The 23,133-nt window shown below is 57.3% G+C and carries 24 protein-coding genes and 1 riboswitch; of the genes, 14 read left to right on the top strand and 10 right to left on the bottom strand.

Annotated elements, in window-relative coordinates; genetic code table 11:
- Positions 1-12: 12 nt before the first annotated feature.
- Positions 13-1,230 (bottom strand): LL-diaminopimelate aminotransferase, encoded by a 1,218-nt coding sequence (locus FS819_RS07310; protein ID WP_156547733.1) that lies wholly within the window; start codon positions 1,228-1,230, stop codon positions 13-15.
- 280 nt (positions 1,231-1,510) lie between these two features.
- A complete protein-coding gene (locus FS819_RS07305; protein ID WP_156629728.1) occupies positions 1,511-1,981 on the bottom strand; it encodes a hypothetical protein in 471 nt (156 codons plus the stop codon).
- 341 nt (positions 1,982-2,322) lie between these two features.
- Here FS819_RS07305 and FS819_RS07300 point away from each other — a divergent pair, with 341 nt between their 5' ends.
- Together FS819_RS07300 and sfsA are read left to right on the top strand one after the other, a co-directional pair.
- On the top strand, positions 2,323-4,125 hold the full coding sequence (locus FS819_RS07300) for a class I poly(R)-hydroxyalkanoic acid synthase (RefSeq protein ID WP_156547908.1): 1,803 nt from the start codon (positions 2,323-2,325) through the stop codon (positions 4,123-4,125).
- A 24-nt stretch (positions 4,126-4,149) separates the two neighbouring features.
- Positions 4,150-4,860, top strand: coding sequence for a DNA/RNA nuclease SfsA (sfsA, locus tag FS819_RS07295; protein ID WP_156547735.1), 711 nt, complete (start codon positions 4,150-4,152; stop codon positions 4,858-4,860).
- Here sfsA and FS819_RS07290 read toward each other — a convergent pair.
- Positions 4,850-5,896 (bottom strand): YeiH family protein, encoded by a 1,047-nt coding sequence (locus FS819_RS07290; protein ID WP_409050040.1) that lies wholly within the window; start codon positions 5,894-5,896, stop codon positions 4,850-4,852. The two genes, sfsA and FS819_RS07290, sit on opposite strands and share 11 nt — an antisense overlap.
- Positions 5,897-5,996: 100 nt before the next feature.
- Between FS819_RS07290 and FS819_RS07285 the strand changes: the two genes are divergently transcribed.
- The 4 genes from FS819_RS07285 (at position 5,997) to FS819_RS07270 (ending at position 9,140) form a co-directional block, all read left to right on the top strand.
- Complete coding sequence (locus FS819_RS07285) at positions 5,997-6,881, top strand: LysR substrate-binding domain-containing protein (RefSeq protein ID WP_156547737.1); 885 nt, start codon at positions 5,997-5,999, stop codon at positions 6,879-6,881.
- Positions 6,882-7,006: 125 nt separating this feature from the next.
- Positions 7,007-7,843 (top strand): type I methionyl aminopeptidase, encoded by an 837-nt coding sequence (map, locus tag FS819_RS07280; RefSeq protein ID WP_070164841.1) that lies wholly within the window; start codon positions 7,007-7,009, stop codon positions 7,841-7,843.
- Between the two features lie 3 nt (positions 7,844-7,846).
- Positions 7,847-8,683 (top strand): RadC family protein, encoded by an 837-nt coding sequence (radC, locus tag FS819_RS07275; protein WP_234624412.1) that lies wholly within the window; start codon positions 7,847-7,849, stop codon positions 8,681-8,683.
- Between the two features lie 130 nt (positions 8,684-8,813).
- Positions 8,814-9,140, top strand: a complete 327-nt coding sequence (locus FS819_RS07270; RefSeq protein ID WP_156547738.1) for a flagellar basal body rod protein FlgC — start codon at positions 8,814-8,816, stop codon at positions 9,138-9,140.
- A gap of 52 nt (positions 9,141-9,192) precedes the next feature.
- Here FS819_RS07270 and FS819_RS07265 read toward each other — a convergent pair whose 3' ends face one another.
- Positions 9,193-9,819: a LysE family translocator gene (locus tag FS819_RS07265; RefSeq protein ID WP_156547739.1), complete on the bottom strand. Its 627-nt coding sequence runs from the start codon at positions 9,817-9,819 to the stop codon at positions 9,193-9,195.
- A gap of 475 nt (positions 9,820-10,294) precedes the next feature.
- Here FS819_RS07265 and FS819_RS07260 point away from each other — a divergent pair, with 475 nt between their 5' ends.
- The gene (locus FS819_RS07260) at positions 10,295-11,614 is read left to right on the top strand and encodes an MFS transporter (protein ID WP_156547740.1); all 1,320 of its coding nucleotides are present in this window, start codon (positions 10,295-10,297) and stop codon (positions 11,612-11,614) included.
- Between the two features lie 361 nt (positions 11,615-11,975).
- Positions 11,976-12,281 carry a DUF1883 domain-containing protein gene (locus FS819_RS07255; protein ID WP_015916040.1) on the top strand — a complete coding sequence of 102 codons (306 nt, stop codon included), beginning with the start codon at positions 11,976-11,978 and terminating at the stop codon, positions 12,279-12,281.
- A gap of 14 nt (positions 12,282-12,295) precedes the next feature.
- Here FS819_RS07255 and FS819_RS07250 read toward each other — a convergent pair whose 3' ends face one another.
- The 4 genes from FS819_RS07250 to crcB all read right to left on the bottom strand — a co-directional run bounded on the left by FS819_RS07250 (position 12,296) and on the right by crcB (position 15,342).
- Positions 12,296-13,081 (bottom strand): ATP12 family chaperone protein, encoded by a 786-nt coding sequence (locus FS819_RS07250; protein ID WP_156547741.1) that lies wholly within the window; start codon positions 13,079-13,081, stop codon positions 12,296-12,298.
- 9 nt (positions 13,082-13,090) lie between these two features.
- On the bottom strand, positions 13,091-13,744 hold the full coding sequence (locus FS819_RS07245; RefSeq protein ID WP_156547742.1) for an HAD-IA family hydrolase: 654 nt from the start codon (positions 13,742-13,744) through the stop codon (positions 13,091-13,093).
- The gene (locus tag FS819_RS07240; protein ID WP_156629729.1) at positions 13,741-14,733 is read right to left on the bottom strand and encodes an RluA family pseudouridine synthase; all 993 of its coding nucleotides are present in this window, start codon (positions 14,731-14,733) and stop codon (positions 13,741-13,743) included. Before FS819_RS07240 ends, FS819_RS07245 begins: the two co-directional genes overlap by 4 nt.
- Positions 14,734-14,964: 231 nt before the next feature.
- Positions 14,965-15,342: a fluoride efflux transporter CrcB gene (gene crcB, locus FS819_RS07235; protein WP_156547744.1), complete on the bottom strand. Its 378-nt coding sequence runs from the start codon at positions 15,340-15,342 to the stop codon at positions 14,965-14,967.
- A gap of 217 nt (positions 15,343-15,559) precedes the next feature.
- On the opposite strand from crcB, the gene FS819_RS07230 reads away from it, so the two are divergent.
- Complete coding sequence (locus FS819_RS07230) at positions 15,560-15,856, top strand: hypothetical protein (protein ID WP_041696588.1); 297 nt, start codon at positions 15,560-15,562, stop codon at positions 15,854-15,856.
- A 210-nt stretch (positions 15,857-16,066) separates the two neighbouring features.
- Positions 16,067-16,279 carry a hypothetical protein gene (locus FS819_RS07225; protein ID WP_156547745.1) on the top strand — a complete coding sequence of 71 codons (213 nt, stop codon included), beginning with the start codon at positions 16,067-16,069 and terminating at the stop codon, positions 16,277-16,279.
- A gap of 104 nt (positions 16,280-16,383) precedes the next feature.
- Here the strand turns inward: FS819_RS07225 and FS819_RS07220 are convergent, their stop codons facing one another.
- Positions 16,384-16,992, bottom strand: a complete 609-nt coding sequence (locus tag FS819_RS07220) for a copper chaperone PCu(A)C (RefSeq protein WP_197435826.1) — start codon at positions 16,990-16,992, stop codon at positions 16,384-16,386.
- Positions 16,993-17,161: 169 nt separating this feature from the next.
- A riboswitch (glycine riboswitch) is annotated at positions 17,162-17,248 on the top strand.
- Between the two features lie 151 nt (positions 17,249-17,399).
- On the opposite strand from FS819_RS07220, the gene gcvT reads away from it, so the two are divergent.
- The 4 genes from gcvT to FS819_RS07200 all read left to right on the top strand — a co-directional run bounded on the left by gcvT (position 17,400) and on the right by FS819_RS07200 (position 22,327).
- Positions 17,400-18,539, top strand: coding sequence for a glycine cleavage system aminomethyltransferase GcvT (gene gcvT / locus FS819_RS07215; RefSeq protein WP_156547747.1), 1,140 nt, complete (start codon positions 17,400-17,402; stop codon positions 18,537-18,539).
- Between the two features lie 16 nt (positions 18,540-18,555).
- The gene (gene gcvH, locus FS819_RS07210; protein WP_156547748.1) at positions 18,556-18,918 is read left to right on the top strand and encodes a glycine cleavage system protein GcvH; all 363 of its coding nucleotides are present in this window, start codon (positions 18,556-18,558) and stop codon (positions 18,916-18,918) included.
- Complete coding sequence (gene gcvP / locus FS819_RS07205; protein WP_156547749.1) at positions 18,915-21,779, top strand: aminomethyl-transferring glycine dehydrogenase; 2,865 nt, start codon at positions 18,915-18,917, stop codon at positions 21,777-21,779. Before gcvH ends, gcvP begins: the two co-directional genes overlap by 4 nt.
- A gap of 260 nt (positions 21,780-22,039) precedes the next feature.
- Positions 22,040-22,327 (top strand): hypothetical protein, encoded by a 288-nt coding sequence (locus FS819_RS07200; RefSeq protein ID WP_060717005.1) that lies wholly within the window; start codon positions 22,040-22,042, stop codon positions 22,325-22,327.
- 344 nt (positions 22,328-22,671) lie between these two features.
- Here FS819_RS07200 and folK read toward each other — a convergent pair whose 3' ends face one another.
- Positions 22,672-23,121, bottom strand: a complete 450-nt coding sequence (gene folK, locus FS819_RS07195; RefSeq protein WP_234624438.1) for a 2-amino-4-hydroxy-6-hydroxymethyldihydropteridine diphosphokinase — start codon at positions 23,119-23,121, stop codon at positions 22,672-22,674.
- Positions 23,122-23,133: the final 12 nt, after the last annotated feature.

The following is a 23,133-nucleotide window of genomic DNA, read 5'->3' as shown; positions in this document are numbered from 1 at the left end:
TCCGATAAAAACTCAACGGTGAGCGTTGAGCGACACGACATTGTGCAGCGTGTCGTCCGCTGTCGACAGGAACCGCTTCAGATTGCGGGCAGCCTGGCGGATACGGTGCTCGTTTTCGACCAGCGCGATGCGGACATAATCATCCCCCTGTTCGCCAAAGCCAATGCCCGGTGCCACGGCCATATCGGCGTTTTCCACCAGCAGCTTGGAAAACTCCAGTGAGCCGAGATGGCGGAATTTTTCCGGAATTTTTGCCCAGGCAAACATTGTTGCCGCCGGTGGCGGCACCTCGAAACCGGCCTTGCCGAAGCTTTCGACCAGCACGTCGCGGCGGCGCTTGTAGATATTGCGCACTTCGGCAACATCCGTGCCATCGCCATTCAGCGCATGGGTAGCGGCCACCTGGATCGGCGTGAACGCGCCGTAATCCAGGTAGGATTTGACGCGGGCGAGCGCACTGATCAGCCGCTCATTGCCGACGGCAAACCCCATGCGCCAGCCGGGCATGGAAAAGGTCTTTGACATCGAGGTGAACTCCACCGCGACATCCATGGCACCCGGAACTTCCAATACCGATGGCGGCGGGTTGCCGTCGAAATAGATTTCAGAATAGGCAAGGTCCGACAGCACGATCAGCTCATGCTTCTTGGCAAAAGCGATCACGTCCTTATAGAAATCCAGCGAGGCAACGCGCGCCGTCGGATTGGACGGATAGTTGATGATCAGCGCCAAGGGCTTGGGGATCGAGTGGCGCACCGCACGCTCCAGCGGCGGGAAGAAGGTTTCATCCGGCTCGACTGGAATGGAACGGATCACGCCTCCGGTCATCAGGAAGCCAAACGCATGGATCGGATAGGTCGGATCGGGGCAAAGGATCACGTCGCCCGGCGCAGTGATTGCCTGCGCCATATTGGCAAAACCTTCCTTCGATCCCAGCGTCGCGACAACCTGGGTTTCAGGATTGAGCTTCACATTGAAACGGCGGGCATAATAGGCGGCCTGCGCCCGGCGCAGCCCCGGAATGCCCTTGGACGACGAATAGCGATGGGTGCGGGGGTCCTGCACGGCCTCACACAGCTTGTCGACAATGTTCTGCGGGGTCGGAAGATCGGGATTGCCCATGCCGAGATCGATGATATCAGCGCCACCGGCTCGCGCGCTTGCCTTCAAACGATTGACCTGTTCGAAAACATAGGGCGGCAGACGCCGGACTTTGTGAAACTCTTCCATCTCAGACCTCGTTGAACCGCAGGCTCCCGGCCTTGCGGACGATCCGTTTTCCACTGCAGCATCCCCGAAAACGGATCTGGCAAATCGGGGTACCGTGACAATACCGCAAATTGCAATGATTCGCGGTAGATTTTGGCCAACCGCACCCTGCCCTGTCCCTCCCGGTCATCGGTTCCGGGCACATTCGACATGTCAGAATGCAACTGTCACATTGCATTTGCTTTGCGGCCAAATGCCCTGCAAGGCAAGGGCTATTTGCAGGCGGGCGGTACGGCTGGCCCTATTGCCCCTGAACCTGACCGTTTGTCTTGGCAAGCTTGCGCATTTCCTCGACGCGGCGCTCATATTCGGCCTGGCTGATCTGCCCAGTCTTGCGCAGATAAGAGAGCGAAGACAGACGCTTGCCCATGTCTTTCGCCTCGTCATTGCTCATCTGCACATTGGCCGCGGTCAAGGGCCGTGAAAAATCCGGATAACCATCCGGCGTGGTATAGGCTGCAGCGGCTGGATCGGTCTTGTCGGTCACCGTCACGTCAACATGGCCCGGGCGCACGGCAGGCTGCGAGGCGGGCGTGCTATTGCAGCCGGCCAACGCAAGCAGGCAGGCAACGCCAGATCCCGCCGCACCGGCTTTCGCCAGGCGCAGAGCCAGCTTCAGACGCGAAGACTGCCCAACCAAAGAGACGATCGAAACCATATTCAAACCCAACCAAATCCGCCCGGCACCGGGAAAAACAGCAGCATAAGCCATGGGATTATTCACACGATGCTTTTCACAACGCAAACGTGAATAACCTGCGACAAAACGCGCAAACCTTGTAAAACATGTGAGTCAAACCACACCCACACCTTTCATCTGTCTGGAACTTGTAGTCATTTTCAGGCAGGATAGGCAAATATAAAAAAGAGAAGAGCCAAGGGGAGATGGCATTGACCACAGCATCGAAGGACCAAGGTCGCGCCGGTCAATCCCGTCCCGCGTCCGACGCGCCTGAACGCGGGCCGGAAACCAGCCAAAAAACCGGGCCGAAAACCAGCAAAACAGCAAACAGCGCTGACAGTTCTGAATCCGAAAAGGCCGGTTTCAATCAAATGGGTTTCGACCCGTCCCTGATCGATCCCTATATCGTCAAGGACCCCGAAGCGCTGGCCGTTAATCTCGCCAAGGCGCTTGAGAACCTCGGCAAGGCGGCCTCCACCTGGATCGCGCCGCGTGAAAAGGCTGGCCGCGTCGATCCGGTGGCGGAACCCGCCGTCGAACTGGTCAAAACCCTGTCAGGCGTGGCGGAATACTGGATGACTGACCCTCAGCGCAGCCTAGAGGCGCAGACTCATCTGATGACCTCCCTGTTCGGCGTCTGGATGAAGAGCCTGAGCCGCCTTTCCATGCCCGCCCAAACACCTCCCCCGCCCGAGCCGATCAAGGACAAGCGATTCGCGGATGCCGACTGGCAGCGCAACCCGTTCTTCGATTTTTTGCGCCAGGCCTATCTTGTCTTGTCCGACTGGGCTGAGAAACTAGTGGAGAATACCCAGGGCATGGACGAGCATGCGCGCCATAAGGCGCTGTTCTACGTCCGGCAGATGACGGCGGCGCTGTCACCGGTCAATTTCGTGATGACCAATCCGCAGCTTTACCGCGAGACGGTCGCCACCAGCGGCGCCAATCTGGTCAAGGGCATGAAAATGTTTGCCGAGGACATGGCCGCCGGTCAGGGCGAATTGCGGATGCGCCAGACCGACACCAGCAAATTCGCGCTGGGGACGAATATGGCGCTGACGCCGGGCAAAGTCGTCGCCCAGAGCGATGTCTGCGAGGTCATTCAATACGAACCCGCCACCGACAAGGTACTGAAGCGGCCCCTGCTGATCTGCCCGCCCTGGATCAACAAATTCTATATTCTCGATCTCAACCCGGAAAAGAGCTTCATCAAATATTGCGTCGACCAGGGCCATACGGTCTTCGTGATTTCCTGGGTCAATCCCGATCAACGTCATGCGGGCAAGGACTGGCTGTCCTATATTCGTGAAGGCGTGGATTTTGCCCTCGACACCGTCGAGAAAGCCACCGGCGAAAAGAAGGTCAATGCCATCGGCTATTGCGTTGGCGGCACATTGCTGTCTGCGGCCATGGCGCTGCATGCCAAGGAAGGCAATAGCCGGATTGCCAGCGCCACATTGTTCACCACCCAGGTGGATTTCACCCATGCAGGCGACCTGAAAGTCTTCGTGGACGAGGAACAGGTGAGCGGGCTGGAAGAGAAGATGCGGCAGAAGGGCTATCTGGACGGCTCGAAAATGGCCTCCGCCTTCAACATGCTGCGCTCGTCGGAACTGATCTGGCCCTATTTCGTCAACAATTACCTGAAGGGTCAGGACCCGACCGCCTTTGACCTGCTTTATTGGAATGCTGATTCGACACGGATGGCGGCGGCCAATCACTCGTTTTATCTGCGCAATTGCTATCTGGAAAACAATCTGGCGCGCGGCAAGATGCAGCTGGATGGCAAGACCCTGTCACTGAAAGACGTGAAAATCCCGATCTACAATCTCGCCACCAAGGAAGACCATATTGCCCCGGCAAAGTCGGTGTTTGTCGGATCGGCCTGCTTTGGCGGTCCCGTCACCTATGTGATGAGCGGGTCCGGCCATATCGCCGGTGTGGTCAATCCGCCCGATAAGCGCAAATACCAATTCTGGACCAATGGCAAGCCGGAGGGCACCTTCGAGGATTGGGTTGCCGGTGCCGAGGAAACCGCTGGCTCCTGGTGGCCGCATTGGCAGAAATGGATCGAAGGATTGGACAAACGCCGCGTGGCGGCCCGTAAACCGGGCGGCACGGCGCTGAATGCCATAGGGGATGCGCCGGGCTCTTACGTTCTGGAGCGTGTCTAAGATTAGCCGAACGATAAAAACGCCATGATTTTCGATCCGCCACTGGTCGCGGCCACGTTGGTGCGCCGCTACAAACGCTTTCTTTTCGACGCAGTGTTGGAAGATGGCAGCGAAATCACCGGCTTTTGCGCCAATACCGGCTCAATGCGCGGGTTGACGGCACCCGGCTCGCGCATTTACCTGTCGCAAAGCGAAAAGCCGGGCCGGAAATATCGCTATGGGTTTGAGCTGATCGAAGCCGATGGCACATTGGTTGGCGTCAATACCAGCCTTCCCAACCGTCTGGCTCACGAGGCGATCCGCGCCGGTTTGGTCAGCGATCTCTTACACTATCCGCAGATCCGCACCGAGCAGCGCTATGGCGAGAACTCCCGGATCGACCTGCTGTTGTCGGGTCCTGGCAAAGCGGATTGCTATGTTGAGGTGAAGAACGTCCATTTCATCCGGGAAACCGGATTGGCGGAATTTCCAGATAGCGTCACCACCAGAGGCGCGAAACATTTGACCGAAATGGCCAAGCTGGTGGCGGCAGGCAAGCGGGCGGCGATGCTCTATGTGATCCAGCGGCAGGATTGCGATGCCCTGGCGATCTGCGCCGATCTCGACCCCGCCTATGGACGGGCCTTTACCGCCGCCATAAGCCAAGGCGTCGAAGCCTATGCGGTGAAATGCGCGATCACACCGGGCGGGATCATTCCGTCTTGCAGCGTTCCAGTGCGCCTGACTACACCATGAAATGAATGGCCGTCAGCGCAATCGCCCCCAAGGCCAGAATGGAAAGGCTTCCCGCCGCCAGCACCCTGCCCCCGGACGCAAGCAGGCTGCGCAGATCAACCTGAAGACCAAGTGCCGCCATGGACAGGGTGGTGAGAAAACCCGACAAATGCTGCGACGGCTCCAGCAGACCATGCGGCAAGACATCCAGGGATCGAGCCATCATCAATGCGAGAAAGCCGACGATGAACCAGGGCGCCAAGTGGGCAAAGGAAAACTTACGCTCATTTTTAAACCCGGACCCCATTTCCATACCTCTGGCACTCATCTCCAATCCCAGCAGGCCCAGTCCCAGCAGAACAGGCCCCAGCATCATCACCCGGATCAGTTTGACCAGCGTGCCGACTTGCAGGCTGACCAGCCCGAAGGACGCTGTGGCCGCCAGCACTTGCGGAACGGCATAGACCGTCATGCCCGCCAGAATTCCGTAATGGCGGGGGTCCAGACCGGCTTGAAAAGCCACCAGCGGCAGCAGAAGCACCACGAGAATGCCAAGCACGGCTGTAAAGGCAATGGACGAAGCAACCTCGTCGGCATCGGCGCCAATCACCGGGGCTGCCGCCATGATCGCCGAATTTCCGCAAATGGAGTTGCCGCAGGCAACCAGCAACGCTAGCGGATGTGGCAATCCGATAACACGCCCAATCGCATAACTGCTGACCAGACCGCAACAGAGCACGGCAATCACAAAAGCTATCAGGGTGAACCCGCTTCCAGCGATCTGCCCAAGGCTGACCGATGCGCCCAACAGGACAATGGCAAGTTCCAGCACGGTTTTCGCGCAGAGGTGAACGCCTTTATTCACGACCGGCGGCAGGACAAACAGGCTTTTGATCAGGGTGCCGAGTAAAATGCACCAGACCAGGGCATCGACAGGCATCCGCCCTGTGACACGCTGAACCGTAAAGGCGAGAGCATAGCCTCCCAAAGCGACAGCACTGGACAGGACAATCCCAGGTACGAGCGAAATAACAGGGCGAAACAGGCGCATTTTCAAACCTTTCCATCGGTTGGCCTGTTTTGCATGGAGAATTCATTTTATTCCAACGCATAATTGACTACAGTTCATGCAGAATAATTTTACAATTGAGATCACCATGACGCTTGAACAATTGACCATTTTCCTTGCCGTTGCCGAGCGTCAGCATGTCACTCGGGCGGCAGAGGCAATCGGCCTGACGCCGTCCGCCGTCAGCGCGGCCATCCGCGCCTTGGAGATCAATCATGATGTCCTGCTGTTTGACCGGGTTGGAAGGGGTATTGAGCTTACCCAGGCAGGCCGGATCTTTATCGATGAGGCTCGCGCAACGCTTGATGCAGCGAACCATGCAGCATTGGTGCTGGCCGAACTGGGTGGATTAAGCCGGGGCAAGCTGACCATCCATGCCAGCCAGACGGTGGCCAGCCATTGGCTGCCACGCAAAATGATGCAGTTTCACGCCCTCCATCCGGATATCGAACTGGCTCTGACCATCGGCAATTCGGCCTCCGTCGCTGACGCAGTGGAGACAGGCAAAGCGGAACTGGGCTTTGTCGAGGCCGAGATACCTTCTGATATATTGACGCATCTGGTGGTCGCAGAAGACGAAATGGTCATCGTCGTCCCCTGCGGCCATCCGCTGGCTGATCCCGCGGCGGATCTGCCAGCGGCGATTCTGGCCACGCCCTGGATCTTGCGGGAGAAAGGTTCGGGTACGCGCGCCTATTTCGAGCAGGCATTGAAGGCGATGGAGATAGAGCCGTCATCGCTGACCGTGGCCTTGACCTTTCCATCCAATGAAGCGGTGCTATCGGCGCTTGGGGCGGGCGGCTGCGCCAGCGCGCTGTCCAGATCGGCGGTACAAGCGTTATTCGCAAGCGGCGCATTGCAGATTGCTCCGATCCCGCTTCCGGCTCGTCACTTCACCGCCCTTCGCCACCGTGAGAGGCGGATCAGTGGCGCGGCGCGTGCTTTCCTACACCTGACGACTGACAGCAATTGAAGATGATCTGGGTATAGCAGACCGGAAGCGGTTAAGAATTGATCGTACTCTGCGGATCGTGATGGACGAACAACCTTTGCCTGCGGTATGTAAAAAACTGAAATTGATTGCGGGATGATAATGGAATGGTAAATTACATCGACGCGGCTACCGCGCCGCTCAAAAACACTGGTGCGATCCGTCTTTATGGCGCGGATGCTTTCGAAGCGATGCGCAAGGCCTGCCAGGTCACAGCCCGCTGCCTGGACGCCCTGGCCCCGATGGTGAAGCCTGGCGTGACCACCAATGAAATCGACAGGTTTGTCTTCGATTTTGGCATGGATAACGGCGTTCTGCCTGCAACCTTGAATTATCGTGGCTATCGGCATTCGGTCTGCACCTCGATCAACCATGTCGTCTGCCACGGTATTCCTGACGACAAACCGTTGCGCGAAGGCGATATCGTCAATATCGACGTGACCTATGTGGTCGATGGCTGGCACGGCGATTCCAGCCGAATGTATCCGGTCGGCGAAATCAAACGGGCCGCCGAACGTCTGCTCGAAGTTACCCATGAATGCCTGATGCGGGGAATAGAGGTCGTCAGGCCGGGAACGCGAACGGGTGCAATTGGTGCCGCCATCCAAAGCTTTGCCGAGGCGCAACGCTGTTCCGTGGTGCGGGATTTCTGCGGACACGGGGTTGGACAATTGTTTCACGACAGCCCGAATATCCTGCATTACGGACGGCCAGACGAAGGCCCGGAAATACGCGAGGGCATGATTTTCACCATCGAGCCGATGATCAATCTCGGCAAACCGCATGTGAAGGTTTTGGCCGATGGCTGGACCGCTGTTACCCGCGACCGTTCGCTGACGGCGCAGTATGAACATACCGTCGGCGTTACTTCGTCCGGCTGCGAAATCTTCACACTGTCGCCTGCCGGGCTGGACCGTCCGGGCCTGCCTCCCTTGCAAGGCTGAGCAATGAACAAGCCTCCGCGCTTTAACGCCGACGAAACCGCCTCCCCGTCCTTCCTGCCGGAACAGGACGAGAGCTTCGATTACGAAGAGGACGAGCGCGGCTTTTTCGCCGAACAGGTCCAGAAGCCGAAGGCGATGAAAAAGGCGCCGGACACCAACGTCAAACAGCCGGAACATTACCATGGCCACCGGGAACGATTGCGCCTGCGGTTCAAGGAAAAGGGCGATGAGGCGCTGGCCGATTACGAAGTGCTGGAACTGCTGCTCTTCCGGCTGATCCCAAGGCGCGACACCAAACCGATTGCCAAGGCCCTGCTGGACCGGTTCGGCAGCCTTGCGGGGGTATTTGGCGCAAAGCACAGCCTGCTTCAGGAGGTGAAAGGTGTCGGCGAGGCCGTGGCGCTTGATTTGAAGCTGATTTCATCGGCAGCGCAGCGGATGCTGAAAAGCGAGTTGAAGGGCAAGCAGATCCTGTCCTCCTGGTCGAGCGTGATCGATTATTGCCACGCGGCCATGGCCTATGAAACCACCGAACAGTTCCGCATCCTGTTTCTCGACAAGCGCAATACGCTGATTGCCGATGAAGTGCAGGGCCGAGGCACGGTGGACCACACGCCCGTCTATCCACGCGAAGTGGTCAAACGCGCGCTCGAATTATCCGCCACGGCCATTATCCTCGTCCATAACCATCCAAGCGGTGATCCGACCCCATCGCGTGCCGATATTGAGATGACCAAAACCATTATCGATACGGCAAAACCGCTCGGCATCACCGTGCATGACCATGTCATCATCGGCAAACAGGGCCATGCCAGCCTGAAAGGCCTGCGGCTGATCTGAGCTTGATGCTGTTAAGATCACAACCGTATCAGCTTGAGACAGCCGCTATCCTATTGTTAAGCCTGCCCGTTCAGCCTTCGGTAAACCGCTTCCGCTACACCTTGTCATTCACGCTGCAAGGACGGATGAGATGAGCATTTCCGGTATTTTGAACACGGCGACATCAGGCATGCTGGCCCAACAGACACGCCTGAGCAATGTTGCCAGCAATATCGCCAATGCCGATACGCCCGGATATCAGCGGCTGAATACCACTCTTTCGGCCAGTGGCTCAGGTGTTGCGGCAACCACAACCCGCTCCACGGACGCGCCCGCAACGCAAGACACCTCAAATGTCGATCCCTTGCGTGAGATCACCGACATGATCAGCGCCGAAAATAGCTTTGCCGCCAATGCGAAAGTGTTCGAGACCGGCGCAGACATGTGGGACATGCTGATGAGCGTCAAACGCGACTAAAGCATTTTCCGGACGGAAAACCGCTACACACTTTTCCTGGAAATGCTCGCCCTCACCCACCCCAATATTGCCGGGCGGCAAGGCCGAGCGAAATCAGGCCGAAGCCGATCAGCAGAACGGCGGAGCCGCGTTGTACCCAGATCGTGAAATGGTCAGGCAATCGGCTTTTCAGCCAGACGACAGCGCCGCACAGCGCAAACCACCAGATCAGCGACCCGAGAAACACCCCTGCCACCAGAAAGAACGGACTGACATCGCCGGTATCGGCGAGACCCGCGCCTGCAAACAGCGCTGCGAAACCGAAAATCGTCGCAGGATTGGTAATGGTCAGCCCGAAGGTGGACATGGTGGTGCGGATAAAATCGCTGGCCTTGATCTGTGCTGCCGGTCGCGGTGGCCGCGCTTCAAGCATGCGGATACCAATCAGCAAAATCAGCGTGCCGCCGACCAGTTTCAGGGGCAGTGATATTTCAGCCAGCAGATCCTGCATGGCGGCAAAGCCCGCTGCGGCGGCAATGGCGAAGACCATGTCGCCAATGGCAGCTCCAAGCCCGGCGGAGACTCCATGCCAGAATCCGCGCTCCATGGTGCGGTTGATACAGAGCGTGCCGATCGGCCCAATCGGTGCGGCCACGGCAATGCCGAGCAAAATGCCCTTGAGCAGCAGGATAATCAGCATGGTTTTCTCCGTCACAGAGGCCTTATCCGTGACGGATGAAAGCAGAAACAGTCATGTACCGGCAGCGCGGCAAGCCTTGACCAGGCATAACGTCGAGAACCCCATTCGGTTCGCATATTATGCCGTGCCTGCACTGCAACGACCCAAGAACACGACCCAAGAACACGGGCAAAGAGCGCGAGCCAAAGACGCTGTACTGCAAAATTCCTCAAACCGGAACCAATTAAAGGAAAGCTGGACCTGCAATTCGAGCGAGGAACCACACCGCAACGACAACCACAATTTTAAAGAATTCCCGTCTTGCGAGGTGCCATCTGACCGTGCAACGGTTTTGTCCGTTAAAACATGTCTCCCGAAAGCGGGTAACGGTTTAGGGAAAAAGACACGGCAAAACAACAACCTATGGCATATTGGATGAATCTCGAATCATGCAACCCGCTATAGGGAAGAGAATCGGAACAGGTGAGGAAGCAATATGGCAGAGAGACAAAGCGCACCACCGGCAGGTGAAAATAGCAGTGATATGGCGCGCCGACTGCGCTCCATTTTCAGCGGCTCCATCGGCAATATGGTCGAATATTACGATTTTTACGTCTATTCCGCCTTTTCCCTATATTTTGCGCCTGCTTTTTTCCCAAATAGCGATCCGACTGCGCAATTGCTCAACAGTGCCGGTATCTTTGCTGTCGGCTTTATCATGCGGCCGGTCGGCGGTTGGTTTTTTGGAGTCTATGCCGATAGCAAGGGGCGCAAATCCGCGCTGACGCTTTCAGTCCTGCTGATGTGTTTCGGGTCGCTGCTGATTGCGGTAACGCCGGGCTTTGCGACGATCGGTTATGCCGCCCCCGCCATCCTGATGCTGGCCCGCATGTTGCAGGGCCTCAGCCTGGGCGGAGAATACGGCACCAGCGCCACCTATCTTTCTGAAATGGCGACGAAAGAGCGGCGTGGCTTTTATTCCAGCTTCCAATATGTGACGCTGATCAGCGGGCAGCTTTGCGCCATTCTGGTCCTGTTGCTGCTGCAAAAACTGCTGCTGACCGGTGAGGAACTCGAAACCTGGGGCTGGCGCATTCCCTTCGTCATCGGCGGCGGCTTGGCGATTATCGCCCTATTCTTACGCCGCAACATGGCCGAAACCGAACAGTTCCAGCGGTCAGCGGAACAGGTGCGGACCAATCCGCTGCGCGAACTGATGAAATATCCAAGGCAGGTTTTCACCGTCATTGGCCTGACCCTGGGCGGCACTGTCGCCTTCTACACCTATACGACCTATATGCAGAAATTCCTTGTTAACACCGTACATCTCAGCAAGGACGATTCCACACTGGTCTCGGCAGGTGCGCTGTTTTTCTACATGTGCCTTCAGCCACTCGTCGGATTCTTATCAGACAAGATTGGCCGCAGACCGATCTTGATCGCGTTCGGCGTACTCGGCACGCTTTGCACCGTGCCGCTTCTGACCACACTGAGCACCGCCTCCAATGCGCTGGAAGCCTTTTTCATCATCATCGCGGCGCTGGTCATCGTCTCCGGCTATACCGCCATCAACGCGGTGGTGAAGGCGGAATTGTTTCCAACCGGGGTTCGGGCGCTGGGCGTCGGCCTGCCCTACGCTCTCACCGTGTCGATCTTCGGTGGCACAGCCGAATATGTCGCATTATGGTTCAAGCAGGCTGGCCATGAGAGCTGGTTCTACTGGTATGTGTCAGGATGTATTGCGGTCTCGCTGATTGTCTATGCCGTGATGCCGGATACGAAAAAAAACTCCCATATCGACAGAGAAGCAGTGTGAGCGGCGCGCAATGACTCCAAACCTCCAGGGAATGGACCTGAATAGCCATGAAAAACCCCGCCCGGCATAGCCTGGGCGGGGTACCCATAGGTTGGGGACCAACGATCCGGCTCCGTAGGGGGGTCGAAACCCTCACATCAGCCCCACTGACGAACGAGTGACGAACCGATAAGTTCCCGATCATTCATCTAGGATTTCCTTAATGATCCTGTTTTATTTTAACGGGACTTAAAAGCCATGGCTCTTTCGGGATTTTTGGATCGATTATACGATTTTAAATCGTCATGGCAGCATGCAGACAAGCTTCGCGCAACGGCCGCGATAACCACACAATCATGCCTCATGCGGGAGGAGGCCCATCATGACCAAACCGAGCTTTCGGTTCACTCATTACGATCTGAAGGAATTGCGGGCGGGCACCATTCTGGAAGTCCAGTTGAATGCCATCAACAACGTCCGACTGATGACCGCCAGCAATTTCCAACGCTTCAAGGAAGGGCTGGATTACAAATTTGCGGGCGGCGTCGCGAAGAAAGCCCCGGTCAAAATCGTCGTTCCCGAGCAAGCCCATTGGCACCTGATCGTCGATATGGAAGGCCACCATGGCCTGGCGGAATCATCCGTAAAGATGGTCGCACCGCCAGTGAAATCCAAAAAGGCAAGCTGAAACACTATATCGGCTCAAGCGCGAGCAGCCCTCAACACATCATGGGCGGCCTGCATGTCTACGAAACGCGCCGCGCGGCGCGCTTCTGCTTCCATATCGCTGCCCCAGTGCTCATCTGTCCAGTTTTCATCCAGATGGGCGAGATCCCAGGCTTCAAGCAGGCTCAGATGGCCATCGGCCAGCGCCAGCGCCAGGATAGCGGACCCCGTCAGCGTCGTCATCACGTGCAGGCTGGCGAGCGCCACACCATCGCGGTAGCGCTGCAATGCCCGCTCGAAAGCCTCGGCTGCCTCTGATGGCTGCGGTTGATGAATGATGCCGCTGGTCTGAAGAACCCGTGCGCCATGCGTCTCGGCAAGCCAGTCCAAAACCGGATCCCATTTAACACTCTGACGCTCCACCAGTTCCTGAGGCGCATCGGCCCGGTAGCACAGCATGTCATTGCCGCAGAACCGGACGATATCATCCAGCACCTCTTGTGTATTGGCGCTGACAGCATCAAGCGCCGTATTGACAAGCCGGGTGACCGGCATCGTCGCGGGATCGATCACCTCGGCCTGCGCCTGCCATTCGCTAGCAACCAACGCAGCCAAAGGCTCGGTCGGCAGCATGAGGGCGTTTCTGGCTGGCGTCTTGACTGTCTTGCCATCCAGAAGCACCGCATGACCGTCCTGCCCCGCTGCAATGGTCACGTCTTTATAGAAGCGCTTTGGCAAGGGCTTCTTCATCTGGATCTGCGCCCGGCGCACCGGATCGGGATCACTCAATTCAGGCGTCAAACCCTCGAAAATATCACGCATGATGGTCACTCACAAAATATGGGCAAGAAGCGCGTCGGCCCGGTCTACGACGAAATGCGCACCGCTGGCCTTCAACTGATCGGTGCTGGCGCTGCCCCAACTGACGCCGATCGCCTTGACGCCAGCGCTTCTGGCCATTTGCATATCGTAGATCGCGTCGCCGATCACCACGGTATCTCTCAAATCCATGCCGGTTTCGTCGCAGCACTCCGTCACCATGGCCGGATGCGGTTTAGACGGACAATCGTCCGCCGTCCGCGACACGGTGAAATAAGACTGAAAGCCGTGGGCATCGAGAACATAGTTCAAGCCTCGTCGGGATTTTCCGGTCACGGCACCAATCAGGATCTCGTCTTCCGCAGCCAGCCGCTCGATGACTGCTCGAATACCGTCAAATAGCGGTTCGCTATAGCCGGGCGCCTGCCGCACTTCGGTAAACAGTGATTTGTAGTGGTCCCGCATGGCCACCGCCTCGTCATCGACATGCTGCTTGCCATCGATGCGGGCAATGGCGATGTCCAGCGTCAGGCCCATGATGCTTTTGGTGGCGGCCAGTGTTGGCTCCGGCTTGCCGAAAGCAAGAAATGTGCGGCGCATGCTCTCGTGAATGGTTGCAGCACTATCGATCAGCGTTCCATCGCAATCGAACAGGACCAGTTTCATGCAAAGTCACCGCCATTTTCCATGTCCAGGCCCAGAAGGTTCCAGGTCTGCACCATATGCGGCGGCAAGGGCGCGGTGATGCGCAGGCGTCCGCCATCGGGATGGGGAATATCGATATGGCGGGCATGCAGATACAACCGCTTCTGGACGCCACCGGGGAAATCCCAGTTGGGATCGTCAATATAATATTTGGGGTCACCGATGATCGGATGGCCGATATGCAGGGCGTGGAGGCGCAGCTGATGGGTACGGCCCGTATAGGGCTCCATTTCCAGCCAGGCGAGGCTTTGCGCCGCTGTTTCCAGCACGCGGTAATACGAAACGGCGTGATCTGCACCGTCTTCACCGTGGCGGGCGATGCGCATGCGGTCGCCGTCTTCGGTCTGTTCCTTGACCACCCAGGTCGAGATCTTGTCGTCATGCTTGCGCGGCACGCCCTTGACCAGCGCCCAATAGGTCTTCTTGGTGTCGCGTTCACGAAACGCTGCCGTCAGCTTCTGGGCCGCACCACGTGTGCGGGCGACGACGAGCACGCCCGACGTATCCCGGTCGAGGCGGTGCACGAGACGCGGCTTTTCGCCCTTCTTGCTGGTCCAGGCTTCAAGCATCTGGTCGATATGGCGGTTGAGGCCGGATCCGCCCTGCACGGCCAGACCGGCAGGCTTGTTCAGGACGAAGACTTTTTCATCCTCATGCAGCAGCATGCGCGCCAGCAATTCGCCGTCGCCAGCGTGCTTCAGATCATGGGAGGCAATCGGCCCGGATTTCGGCGTCTTGGCATCGACATCCATCGGCGGCACACGCACCACCTGGCCGGGCTGGACGCGAGCATCGGCTTTCACCCGGCCGCCATCGACGCGGACCTGGCCGGAGCGCATCAGCTTTTGCAAGGGACCGAAGCCGAGGCCCGGATAGTGGATCTTGAACCAGCGGTCGAGGCGCATGCCTGCCTCGTCTGGACCGACGGTAATGTGTTCTATGCCTGCCATAAGGACGTCTTTCGTTCCCTTGGGCGCGCGCGCGCCAAACCCTGTCAACTCTCTTAAAATCTGTCAGGTTCATATTGAACCAGACAGACTCAAGCTTTTTTGTTTTCGTTTGTCTTTTCGGGAAAACCGGTTTCCACTTTTCCCTGACAAACTCTTATGGGCTGGCTTTACCCCATTTCTGCGCCCGTGTGAAACCGCGATTGCGAAAAAACGCCTGAAACAGCAAAGCTATCAGAAAAGCCAGCGGCCCACGGCAAGTCCCGCAAACACCGCGCCAACCCCAAAGCCGATACTCGCCGCCACATAAAAGGCTGGCCACAAAAGGTCGCCGCGTTCCGCCAGACTGACCGTATCCAGCATGAAGGCTGAAAACGTGGTGAAGCCGCCGAGCAAGCCGGTGATCAGCAACATGCGCAGATCGGCAGACGCATCAAACTTGCGGGCGATCATTTCGGCAAACAATCCGATGCAGAAAGACCCGATAATATTGACCGAAAACGTACCCCAGGGAAGAAACGGACCGAATAGCCTGATTGTGACGATGCCGATCCAATATCGCAACACCGACCCGACCGCGCCGCCAAGGGCAACATATATCACGTCCTTCATCGTTTTCCGGGCCTCGCTTGTTTCCTGCATCTCTTTGTGCGTCACCCGGCAGGACGGGCAAAGAAAAAATCAACGCAGTTTACAGCTTTCCCGGCATGTTTTTCTCAACACAAACCGCTGGAATCCGGTCGGTCTTTAAAATACGATTCATTTATTTAAGTCACGATAGAATTTGTCGTGATGAAATGGCAACAGCTAAACAGATCATGTGAGTGCCATGGTTCAAGTCCTTTCGGTTTCGGCCACCACGGCCGGCTATATCTCGGATACGTTGAAGCCGGTGCAAAAGCCGGGCCGCTCAACGTATGTCGAACAGATCAACCGGCAGATCAGCGTCAAAAAGGCAATCGCCAAGACGCAAGGCATCAACCGCACGGCCATCGAAACCCTGCGGGATAGCTCGGCCATCGGCTTGCACTTCATGAAAGCGGGTGAAAACAAGCAACCCCGCGCCAGCCTGGAAGAAACCAAACAGGCCTATCAGGAATCCGAGGATGCCGGTCTCAAAGCGTAATCAAGCCTGAAAGCGTGATACCGAACCCCGCGTCCCAATTGTTCCGTGGGGCCTTACCGGAACAACATCACACAGTCCGCGTTTGTCATCGACGCTGCATACTGCTGCGCGAGTGCGCATAAGTTTCGCAGGATGCAGCGTATAGACCTGGCGCATGATGCCCTCAACCGATCTGGTTAAAGGGATGATGCTGCATAAAGGAGGTTCGCGATGCATAAGGACGCTAAAGCCCGTAACGCTGTCGAACATACGGAAAAACCTATTCCTGCCGGAACGAAGTCTGGCAACACCGGACAAGCCGCTGATAATCTTCCAGCCGGGCCGCATTCCAAGGAACATTTGATCGACCGGGATAAAACACCCGGCAGCGGAACCCTGCCGGGGGAACAAGATGGGCCAAATGTCGATGCCGGAACCGGTTGATGCCAGCTTTCCATAAACGCAAAAAAGGTGCCCTCGAATGAGGAATGAAGTCGAACCATTATCGAAATGAACAGGCACCGCGCCGCGTCCAGTGGCGCGGTGCTTTACCTGCCGCGTATCGTCACAACAGGCATCGCCAGTTCGAGCTTGCCAGCCTTCTCGAAGGTTAGCGTTACCGGTACAGTCTGGTTCGCCTTAAAGGGCATCTGCACACCCATGAACATCAGATGGTAACCGCCCGGTTCCATTTTCAATGTGGCTCCTGAGGCAATGACAAAACCATCTGGTATTTTTCGCATTTTCATGATCGTGCCTTGCATGACCATTTCATGCAATTCCGCCCGCGTGGCACGCGGTGACGAGATTGCGATCAGCTTATCTTCTACGGGGCCGTTATTGGTGATCGTCACAAAACCGCCGCCAATCGGCTGTCCCGGGATCATTGCTTTCAAATAGCCATCGCTGATCTTAAGAGATCCCAGTGTCGCGGTAATCGCCTGTGCGGGCACAGCCGTCTCACCCTGTGCCGTCATGGCGGTATGATCCATCTCTTGTGCCGCGACGCCGCCGGCGGCAAGCATGATGACAATGGCTGAGGCTAAAAATGTTTTGGTCATTATTGTCTTCCTCTCTCCCAAGCCTCCCGGCGGTAATCTCCGTTGCGCCGATAAGCAATTTTTCTGGAACCTGAGCGAATTGGCGAGGGAAAGCAAGAGGCGTCTGCGCCCTGCTCCCTTTCCGCAGGCTGTATAATTATATTGCTTTATCACTGTCTTTGCACGTGCATTTGCCTTGGATCAAACAGCGCAGCGCTGCGACAAAAATTGGCTTAGAACGACCGGTGGCACTTGCCAAGCGCCCCCCACTCCGGATAATTGCGCCATCACCTTGTAGGGAGAATCCGGTTCAGTCCGGTGCCGAAGGAGCAACCGCCCCGGAAACTCTCAGGCAAACGGACCACAAGGCGTAAACTGCACTCTGGAGAGAGGTTTGATTGCAAAATCAGGCCGCGCCGAAGGGATAACAATCTCAGGCAAACGGACAGAGGGGGCTCATGAACCGGCACAGCCGTGCCTGAATTTGAGCCTATGCGCGCTGCGCATGACAGTGGAGACGCCTCTTGGACGACCATCTCGCCCTCAAACGCACCACCCTTTATGATCTTCACCTGTTGCTTGGTGCCCGCATGGTGGGTTTTGCTGGCTATGACATGCCGGTGCAATATCCCGCAGGCGTGTTGAAAGAGCATTTGCACACCCGCGCCAACGCTGGCCTGTTTGATGTGTCCCACATGGGGCAAGTTCTGCTGAAGCCAAAATCCGGCAAGGTGGAAGATGCGGCGCTTGCGCTGGAAACACTGGTTCCGGTGGATATTCTGGCCCTCAAAGAAGGTCGCCAGCGCTATGGTTTCTTCACCAATGCTGAAGGCGGCATTCTCGATGATCTGATGATCACCAATCGCGGCGATCATCTGTTTGTGGTGGTCAATGCGGCCTGTAAGGATGCCGATATTGCCCATATGCGGACGCATCTTGCGGAGAGTTGCACCATTGAGGTTCTGGAAGACCGCGCCCTTCTAGCGCTGCAAGGCCCGCGTGCCGAGGCTGTTCTTGGTGAGCTTTGGGCTGGCGTCTCCGGCATGAAGTTTATGGATGTGCGCGAAATTCCGCTTTTGGATACGCTCTGCATCGTCTCGCGCTCTGGCTATTCCGGTGAGGATGGCTTTGAAATCTCTGTGCCAGCGGATAAGGCCGAAGCGCTTGCCAAAGTGCTGCTGGATCATCCGGATTGTCAGCCGATTGGCCTTGGCGCCCGCGATTCCCTGCGGCTGGAAGCTGGCCTTTGCCTCTATGGCAACGACATTGATACCACCACCAGCCCGGTGGAAGGCGCGATTGAATGGGGCATTCAAAAAGCCCGCCGCGCTGGCGGTGACCGCGAAGGTGGCTTTCCGGGATCGGAGCGCATTCTGGCGGAATTGGCAAACAGTCCTGCCCGCCGCCGCGTTGGCCTGAAGCCCGAAGGCAAAGCCCCTGTGCGCGGCCATTCCAAGCTGTTTACGGACGCCGAGGGCAAGGTTGAGGTTGGCGAAGTCACGTCTGGCGGCTTTGGACCGACTGTCGAAGGCCCCGTTGCCATGGGCTATGTGCTTGCCGATCACGCCAGCGTTGGCACCCAGCTTTTTGCAGAAGTGCGCGGCAAATACCTGCCAGTTGCCGTTGCTGCCCTGCCTTTCATTACACCCACCTACAAACGCTAAATCTCCGGAGAGACCCATGTTGAAATTCACCTCTGAACATGAATGGCTGCAAATTGAAGGCGATATCGCCATTGTTGGCATTACCGCCCACGCCGCTGAACAGCTTGGCGATCTGGTGTTTGTAGAGCTGCCAGAAGTCGGTAGCACCTTTGAAAAAGACGCTCAGGCCGCAACGGTTGAAAGCGTCAAGGCTGCGTCCGACGTTTATTGTCCGCTGGATGGCGAAGTGACCGAGATCAATCAGGCGATTGTCGATGATCCATCGCTGGTCAATTCCGATCCACGTGGTGCTGGCTGGTTTTTCAAGCTCAAGCTTGCCAACCCCGCTGATGCCGAAACCCTCCTGAACGAAGCCGCTTACAACGAGCTGATCGCATGACCACGCCCACAGAATTCCAGTTTACCGATTACCAGCCCTACGATTTTGCCAATCGCCGCCACATCGGCCCCTCTCCGGCTGAAATGGATGAGATGCTGAAGGTCGTTGGCTATGACAGCCTCGACGGGTTGATTGCTGCAACCGTTCCCGCCTCTATTCGCCAATCCGCGCCGCTGGTGTGGGGCAAGGCCATGAGCGAGCGCGAAGCGCTGGACAAGCTGCGCGAAACCGCCAACAAGAACAAGGCTTTGACCTCACTGATCGGTCAGGGCTATTACGGCACCATCACGCCGCCCGTCATCCAGCGCAACATTCTGGAAAACCCGGCGTGGTATACGGCCTATACGCCTTACCAGCCAGAAATCTCCCAAGGGCGCTTGGAAGCGCTGCTCAACTTCCAGACCATGATCTGCGATCTGACAGGTCTGGACGTGGCCAACGCCTCGTTGCTGGATGAGGCAACCGCTGCTGCCGAAGCCATGGCCATGGCGGAGCGCGTGGCAAAATCCAAGGCCAAGGCCTTCTTTGTTGATGCCAATTGCCATCCGCAGACCATTGCCGTGATCCAGACCCGCGCCGAGCCTTTGGGCTGGGGGGTCGTGGTTGGAAATCCCTTCACCGATCTCAACCCCGGCGAAGTGTTTGGTGCGCTGTTTCAATATCCCGGCACCCACGGCCATGTCAGCGATTTTACCCCGCTGATCAACGCCCTGCACAATGCCCAAGCCATTGCCGCCGTGGCGGCTGATCCGCTGGCGCTGCTCCTGCTGAAATCCCCCGGTGAAATGGGTGCAGATATTGCCATTGGCTCCAGCCAGCGCTTTGGCGTTCCGGTGGGCTATGGTGGTCCGCACGCGGCCTATATGGCAGTAAAGGATGCCATCAAGCGCTCCATGCCGGGCCGTCTCGTCGGCGTATCGGTGGATTCGCGCGGCAACCGCGCCTATCGCCTGTCGCTCCAGACGCGCGAGCAGCATATCCGTCGCGAAAAGGCCACATCCAACATCTGCACTGCCCAAGTGCTGCTGGCGGTAATGGCCTCGATGTATGCGGTGTTCCATGGTCCACAGGGCTTGAAGGCCATTGCCCAGCAGGTGCATCAGAAAACCGTGCTGCTGGCCAAGGGCTTGGAAAAGCTTGGCTTTACCATTGAGCCAGAAACCTTTTTCGACACCATCACGCTGGAAGTGGGCCATATGCAGGGTCTGATCCTGCGCGCAGCTGTGGCCGAGGGCGTAAACTTGCGCAAAGTCGGCACCACAAAAATCGGCATCTCGCTGGATGAGCGCACCCGCCCTGCCACGCTGGAAGCCGTTTGGCGTGCCTTTGGCGGCAATTTCGCGGTGGGTGATTTCACCCCGGATTATCGCCTGCCCACCAGCCTGCTGCGCACCAGCCAATACCTGACCCATCCGATCTTCCACATGAACCGCGCGGAAAGCGAAATGACACGCTACATCCGCCGCCTGTCAGACCGCGATCTGGCGCTGGACCGGGCGATGATTCCGCTTGGCTCCTGCACCATGAAGCTGAACGCCACAGCCGAAATGCTGCCAATCACCTGGCCGGAATTTTCCGACATCCACCCCTTCGCCCCAGCCGATCAGGCCTTGGGCTATAAGGAAATGATTGACGATCTCTCGGAAAAGCTCTGCGCCGTCACCGGCTATGATGCGATTTCGATGCAGCCAAACTCTGGCGCGCAAGGTGAATATGCGGGTCTTCTGTCCATCCGCAACTATCACCTCGCCAAGGGCGATACGCACCGCACCGTCTGCCTCATTCCAACATCGGCCCATGGCACCAACCCGGCATCTGCCCAGATGGCGGGCATGTTGGTGGTTCCCGTCAAGGCGCTGGACAATGGCGATGTGGATCTGGCTGATTTCCGCGCCAAGGCAGAACAGCATTCTGCAAACCTGTCTTGCTGCATGATCACCTACCCCTCCACCCATGGCGTGTTTGAAGAAACCGTGCGGGAAATCTGCGAGATCACCCATGCCCATGGCGGGCAGGTCTATCTCGACGGTGCCAATATGAACGCTATGGTCGGCATTTCCCGCCCCGGTGATATTGGCTCGGACGTTTCCCACCTTAACCTGCACAAGACCTTCTGCATTCCGCACGGCGGTGGCGGTCCCGGCATGGGTCCGATTGGCGTCAAAGCCCATCTGACCCCTTACCTGCCCGGTCATGTGGAAACCGATGGTCGCTCGGGCGCTGTGTCAGCAGCTCCTTACGGCTCACCGTCCATCCTTCCCATCAGCTGGTCCTACTGCCTGATGATGGGTGGCGAAGGCTTAACGCAGGCCACCAAGGTTGCCATCCTCAACGCCAACTACATCGCCGCCCGCCTCACCGGGGCCTATGATGTGCTCTACACCTCGGCTTCTGGCCGGGTGGCGCACGAGTGCATCATCGACACCCGCCCGCTGGCCGACAGCGCTGGTGTAACCGTGGACGACGTTGCCAAGCGCCTGATCGATTGCGGCTTCCACGCCCCCACCATGAGCTGGCCGGTGGCTGGCACGCTGATGATCGAGCCAACAGAATCGGAAACCAAAGCCGAACTGGACCGCTTCTGCACCGCCATGCTGGCCATCCGCGAAGAAGCCCGCGCCATTGAAGATGGCCGGATGGACAAGACCAACAACCCGCTGAAAAACGCACCGCATACGGTGGAAGATCTGGTTGGCGAATGGGATCGTCCCTACAGCCGCGATCAGGCCTGCTACCCACCGGGCGCGTTCCGCGTGGACAAATACTGGTCCTCCGTCAACCGCGTGGACAATGTCTACGGCGACCGCAATCTGGTCTGCACCTGCCCGCCGATGAGCGAGTATGCGGAGGCTGCCGAGTAAGAAACTGCACAGCTTAACGACCCTGCCGCCCCGCTTGCTCGGGCGGCAGGAACCATGCTGTATGCAGCCAATTTTACCGCCAAAAGATGCGACTTTTGGTTGTTCTCGAACTGATTTTCACTGAATTCGAAATTATCCCTTCGGTTCGAGATTTAAAAATAAGCTGTTATACCTACCAATTATGTTATAGTAAGCACTTCGTATCATCGACTATCCGCCTACCGGCGTCTTATGTGTAAGCGACAGAATAGGAAGATCCATTGACCCGTTTTCTCACCAGCCTTGCCCTTGCCTCTGCCCTGATCCTCTCTGCTAACCAGGGCTTTGCCCAGGCACCGAACAGCGATCGTTGCGTTAAGGGCGGCATGAGCGATTGCCAATCGAAGCCTGGCAAACCAGTACAGAAGAAAGCTGCCAACCACGAGCGCGCGCATCAAAACAAGCTGCCTCCTCAAAAAGCGGCAAAACAGCATCGCGGCAAATCGGTGGACCCGATGACAACCTGCGGCGTGGGTTCCAAGGCTCCCTGCAAGCCGCAGCGGCCATAAATTCAAGGCCTGCACCGAAGGTGGAGGTTTGAACCGCTACAGCGTCATGCGTCAAAACGCACAAAGGACGCTGTAACACGTTAAATCTACTGCATTATTTCCTCCTCCCATTTAAGGAATTATGCAGTAGAAGCGGCTTTTCCATAAGTTAGTAGGTTCTACTAAAGAGGTCGACAAATTCGGAGCTTTGTCGGCCTTTTCCTATGAAGGAATACCAAGCGCGATCTTCAACGCCTCCAGAGTTTGTCAGGGAAAAGTGGAACCCAGTTTTTCCGAAAAGACAAACGAAAACAAAAGAATCTGGAGTTCGCCTGGTTCAGTATGAACCTTACAGACTCTAGGTATCAGCCCCTCTTCCACCAGAGTGGATCGGTATCGGCGACGACGATATCATGGGCATCCGCCTGCCCTAGCCAGTCGGCCACCGATCTGCCCTCTACCACAAGGTCGCTGCCGATATCGCAGAGCGGCTGAAGGACGAAAGCCCGCTGCACCATGCGCGGATGCGGGATCGACAGGTGATCCTCCTCGATATTTTGGTTACCATAGAGCAGAATATCGATATCGAGCGTGCGCGGCCCCCAACGCTCCCGACGCTCGCGTTTCATCACCCGCTCAAGCTCCAGACAGACCGAAAGCAGCGCGGATGGCGGCAATGTGGTGCGCACCAGCGCACAACTATTGAAAAAATCCGCCTGATCCAGCTTTCCCCAGGGCGGCGTGCGGTAAAGCCGCGAGACGGCCAGCACCGTGCAATCCGGGCGCTCATCCAGGGCTTTCAGTGCCGCTGCCATGGCGTGCGCGGG

The organism is Allorhizobium sp. Av2 (assembly GCF_021462805.2).
Classification (GTDB): Bacteria; Pseudomonadota; Alphaproteobacteria; order Rhizobiales; family Rhizobiaceae; genus Allorhizobium; species Allorhizobium vitis_G.
Note: the sequence above shows the minus strand (reverse complement) of the source record. Positions and strands in the feature narration are given on the sequence as shown.

Bases quoted from the DNA above. Each gene is read 5' to 3' on its own strand.
- FS819_RS07245 (WP_156547742.1), bottom strand. From the start codon at position 13,744: ATGAAACTGGTCCTGTTCGATTGCGATGGAACGCTGATCGATAGTGCT.
- map (WP_070164841.1), top strand. From the start codon at position 7,007: ATGGTAAATTACATCGACGCGGCTACCGCGCCGCTCAAAAACACTGGT.
- folK (WP_234624438.1), bottom strand. From the start codon at position 23,121: ATGGCAGCGGCACTGAAAGCCCTGGATGAGCGCCCGGATTGCACGGTG.
- FS819_RS07270 (WP_156547738.1), top strand. From the start codon at position 8,814: ATGAGCATTTCCGGTATTTTGAACACGGCGACATCAGGCATGCTGGCC.
- sfsA (WP_156547735.1), top strand. From the start codon at position 4,150: ATGATTTTCGATCCGCCACTGGTCGCGGCCACGTTGGTGCGCCGCTAC.
- FS819_RS07225 (WP_156547745.1), top strand. From the start codon at position 16,067: ATGCATAAGGACGCTAAAGCCCGTAACGCTGTCGAACATACGGAAAAA.
- crcB (WP_156547744.1), bottom strand. From the start codon at position 15,342: ATGAAGGACGTGATATATGTTGCCCTTGGCGGCGCGGTCGGGTCGGTG.
- FS819_RS07285 (WP_156547737.1), top strand. From the start codon at position 5,997: ATGACGCTTGAACAATTGACCATTTTCCTTGCCGTTGCCGAGCGTCAG.
- radC (WP_234624412.1), top strand. From the start codon at position 7,847: ATGAACAAGCCTCCGCGCTTTAACGCCGACGAAACCGCCTCCCCGTCC.
- FS819_RS07265 (WP_156547739.1), bottom strand. From the start codon at position 9,819: ATGCTGATTATCCTGCTGCTCAAGGGCATTTTGCTCGGCATTGCCGTG.
- gcvH (WP_156547748.1), top strand. From the start codon at position 18,556: ATGTTGAAATTCACCTCTGAACATGAATGGCTGCAAATTGAAGGCGAT.
- FS819_RS07305 (WP_156629728.1), bottom strand. From the start codon at position 1,981: ATGGCTTATGCTGCTGTTTTTCCCGGTGCCGGGCGGATTTGGTTGGGT.
- FS819_RS07310 (WP_156547733.1), bottom strand. From the start codon at position 1,230: ATGGAAGAGTTTCACAAAGTCCGGCGTCTGCCGCCCTATGTTTTCGAA.
- FS819_RS07300 (WP_156547908.1), top strand. From the start codon at position 2,323: ATGGGTTTCGACCCGTCCCTGATCGATCCCTATATCGTCAAGGACCCC.
- FS819_RS07255 (WP_015916040.1), top strand. From the start codon at position 11,976: ATGACCAAACCGAGCTTTCGGTTCACTCATTACGATCTGAAGGAATTG.
- FS819_RS07230 (WP_041696588.1), top strand. From the start codon at position 15,560: ATGGTTCAAGTCCTTTCGGTTTCGGCCACCACGGCCGGCTATATCTCG.
- FS819_RS07250 (WP_156547741.1), bottom strand. From the start codon at position 13,081: ATGCGTGATATTTTCGAGGGTTTGACGCCTGAATTGAGTGATCCCGAT.
- FS819_RS07240 (WP_156629729.1), bottom strand. From the start codon at position 14,733: ATGGCAGGCATAGAACACATTACCGTCGGTCCAGACGAGGCAGGCATG.
- FS819_RS07260 (WP_156547740.1), top strand. From the start codon at position 10,295: ATGGCAGAGAGACAAAGCGCACCACCGGCAGGTGAAAATAGCAGTGAT.
- gcvP (WP_156547749.1), top strand. From the start codon at position 18,915: ATGACCACGCCCACAGAATTCCAGTTTACCGATTACCAGCCCTACGAT.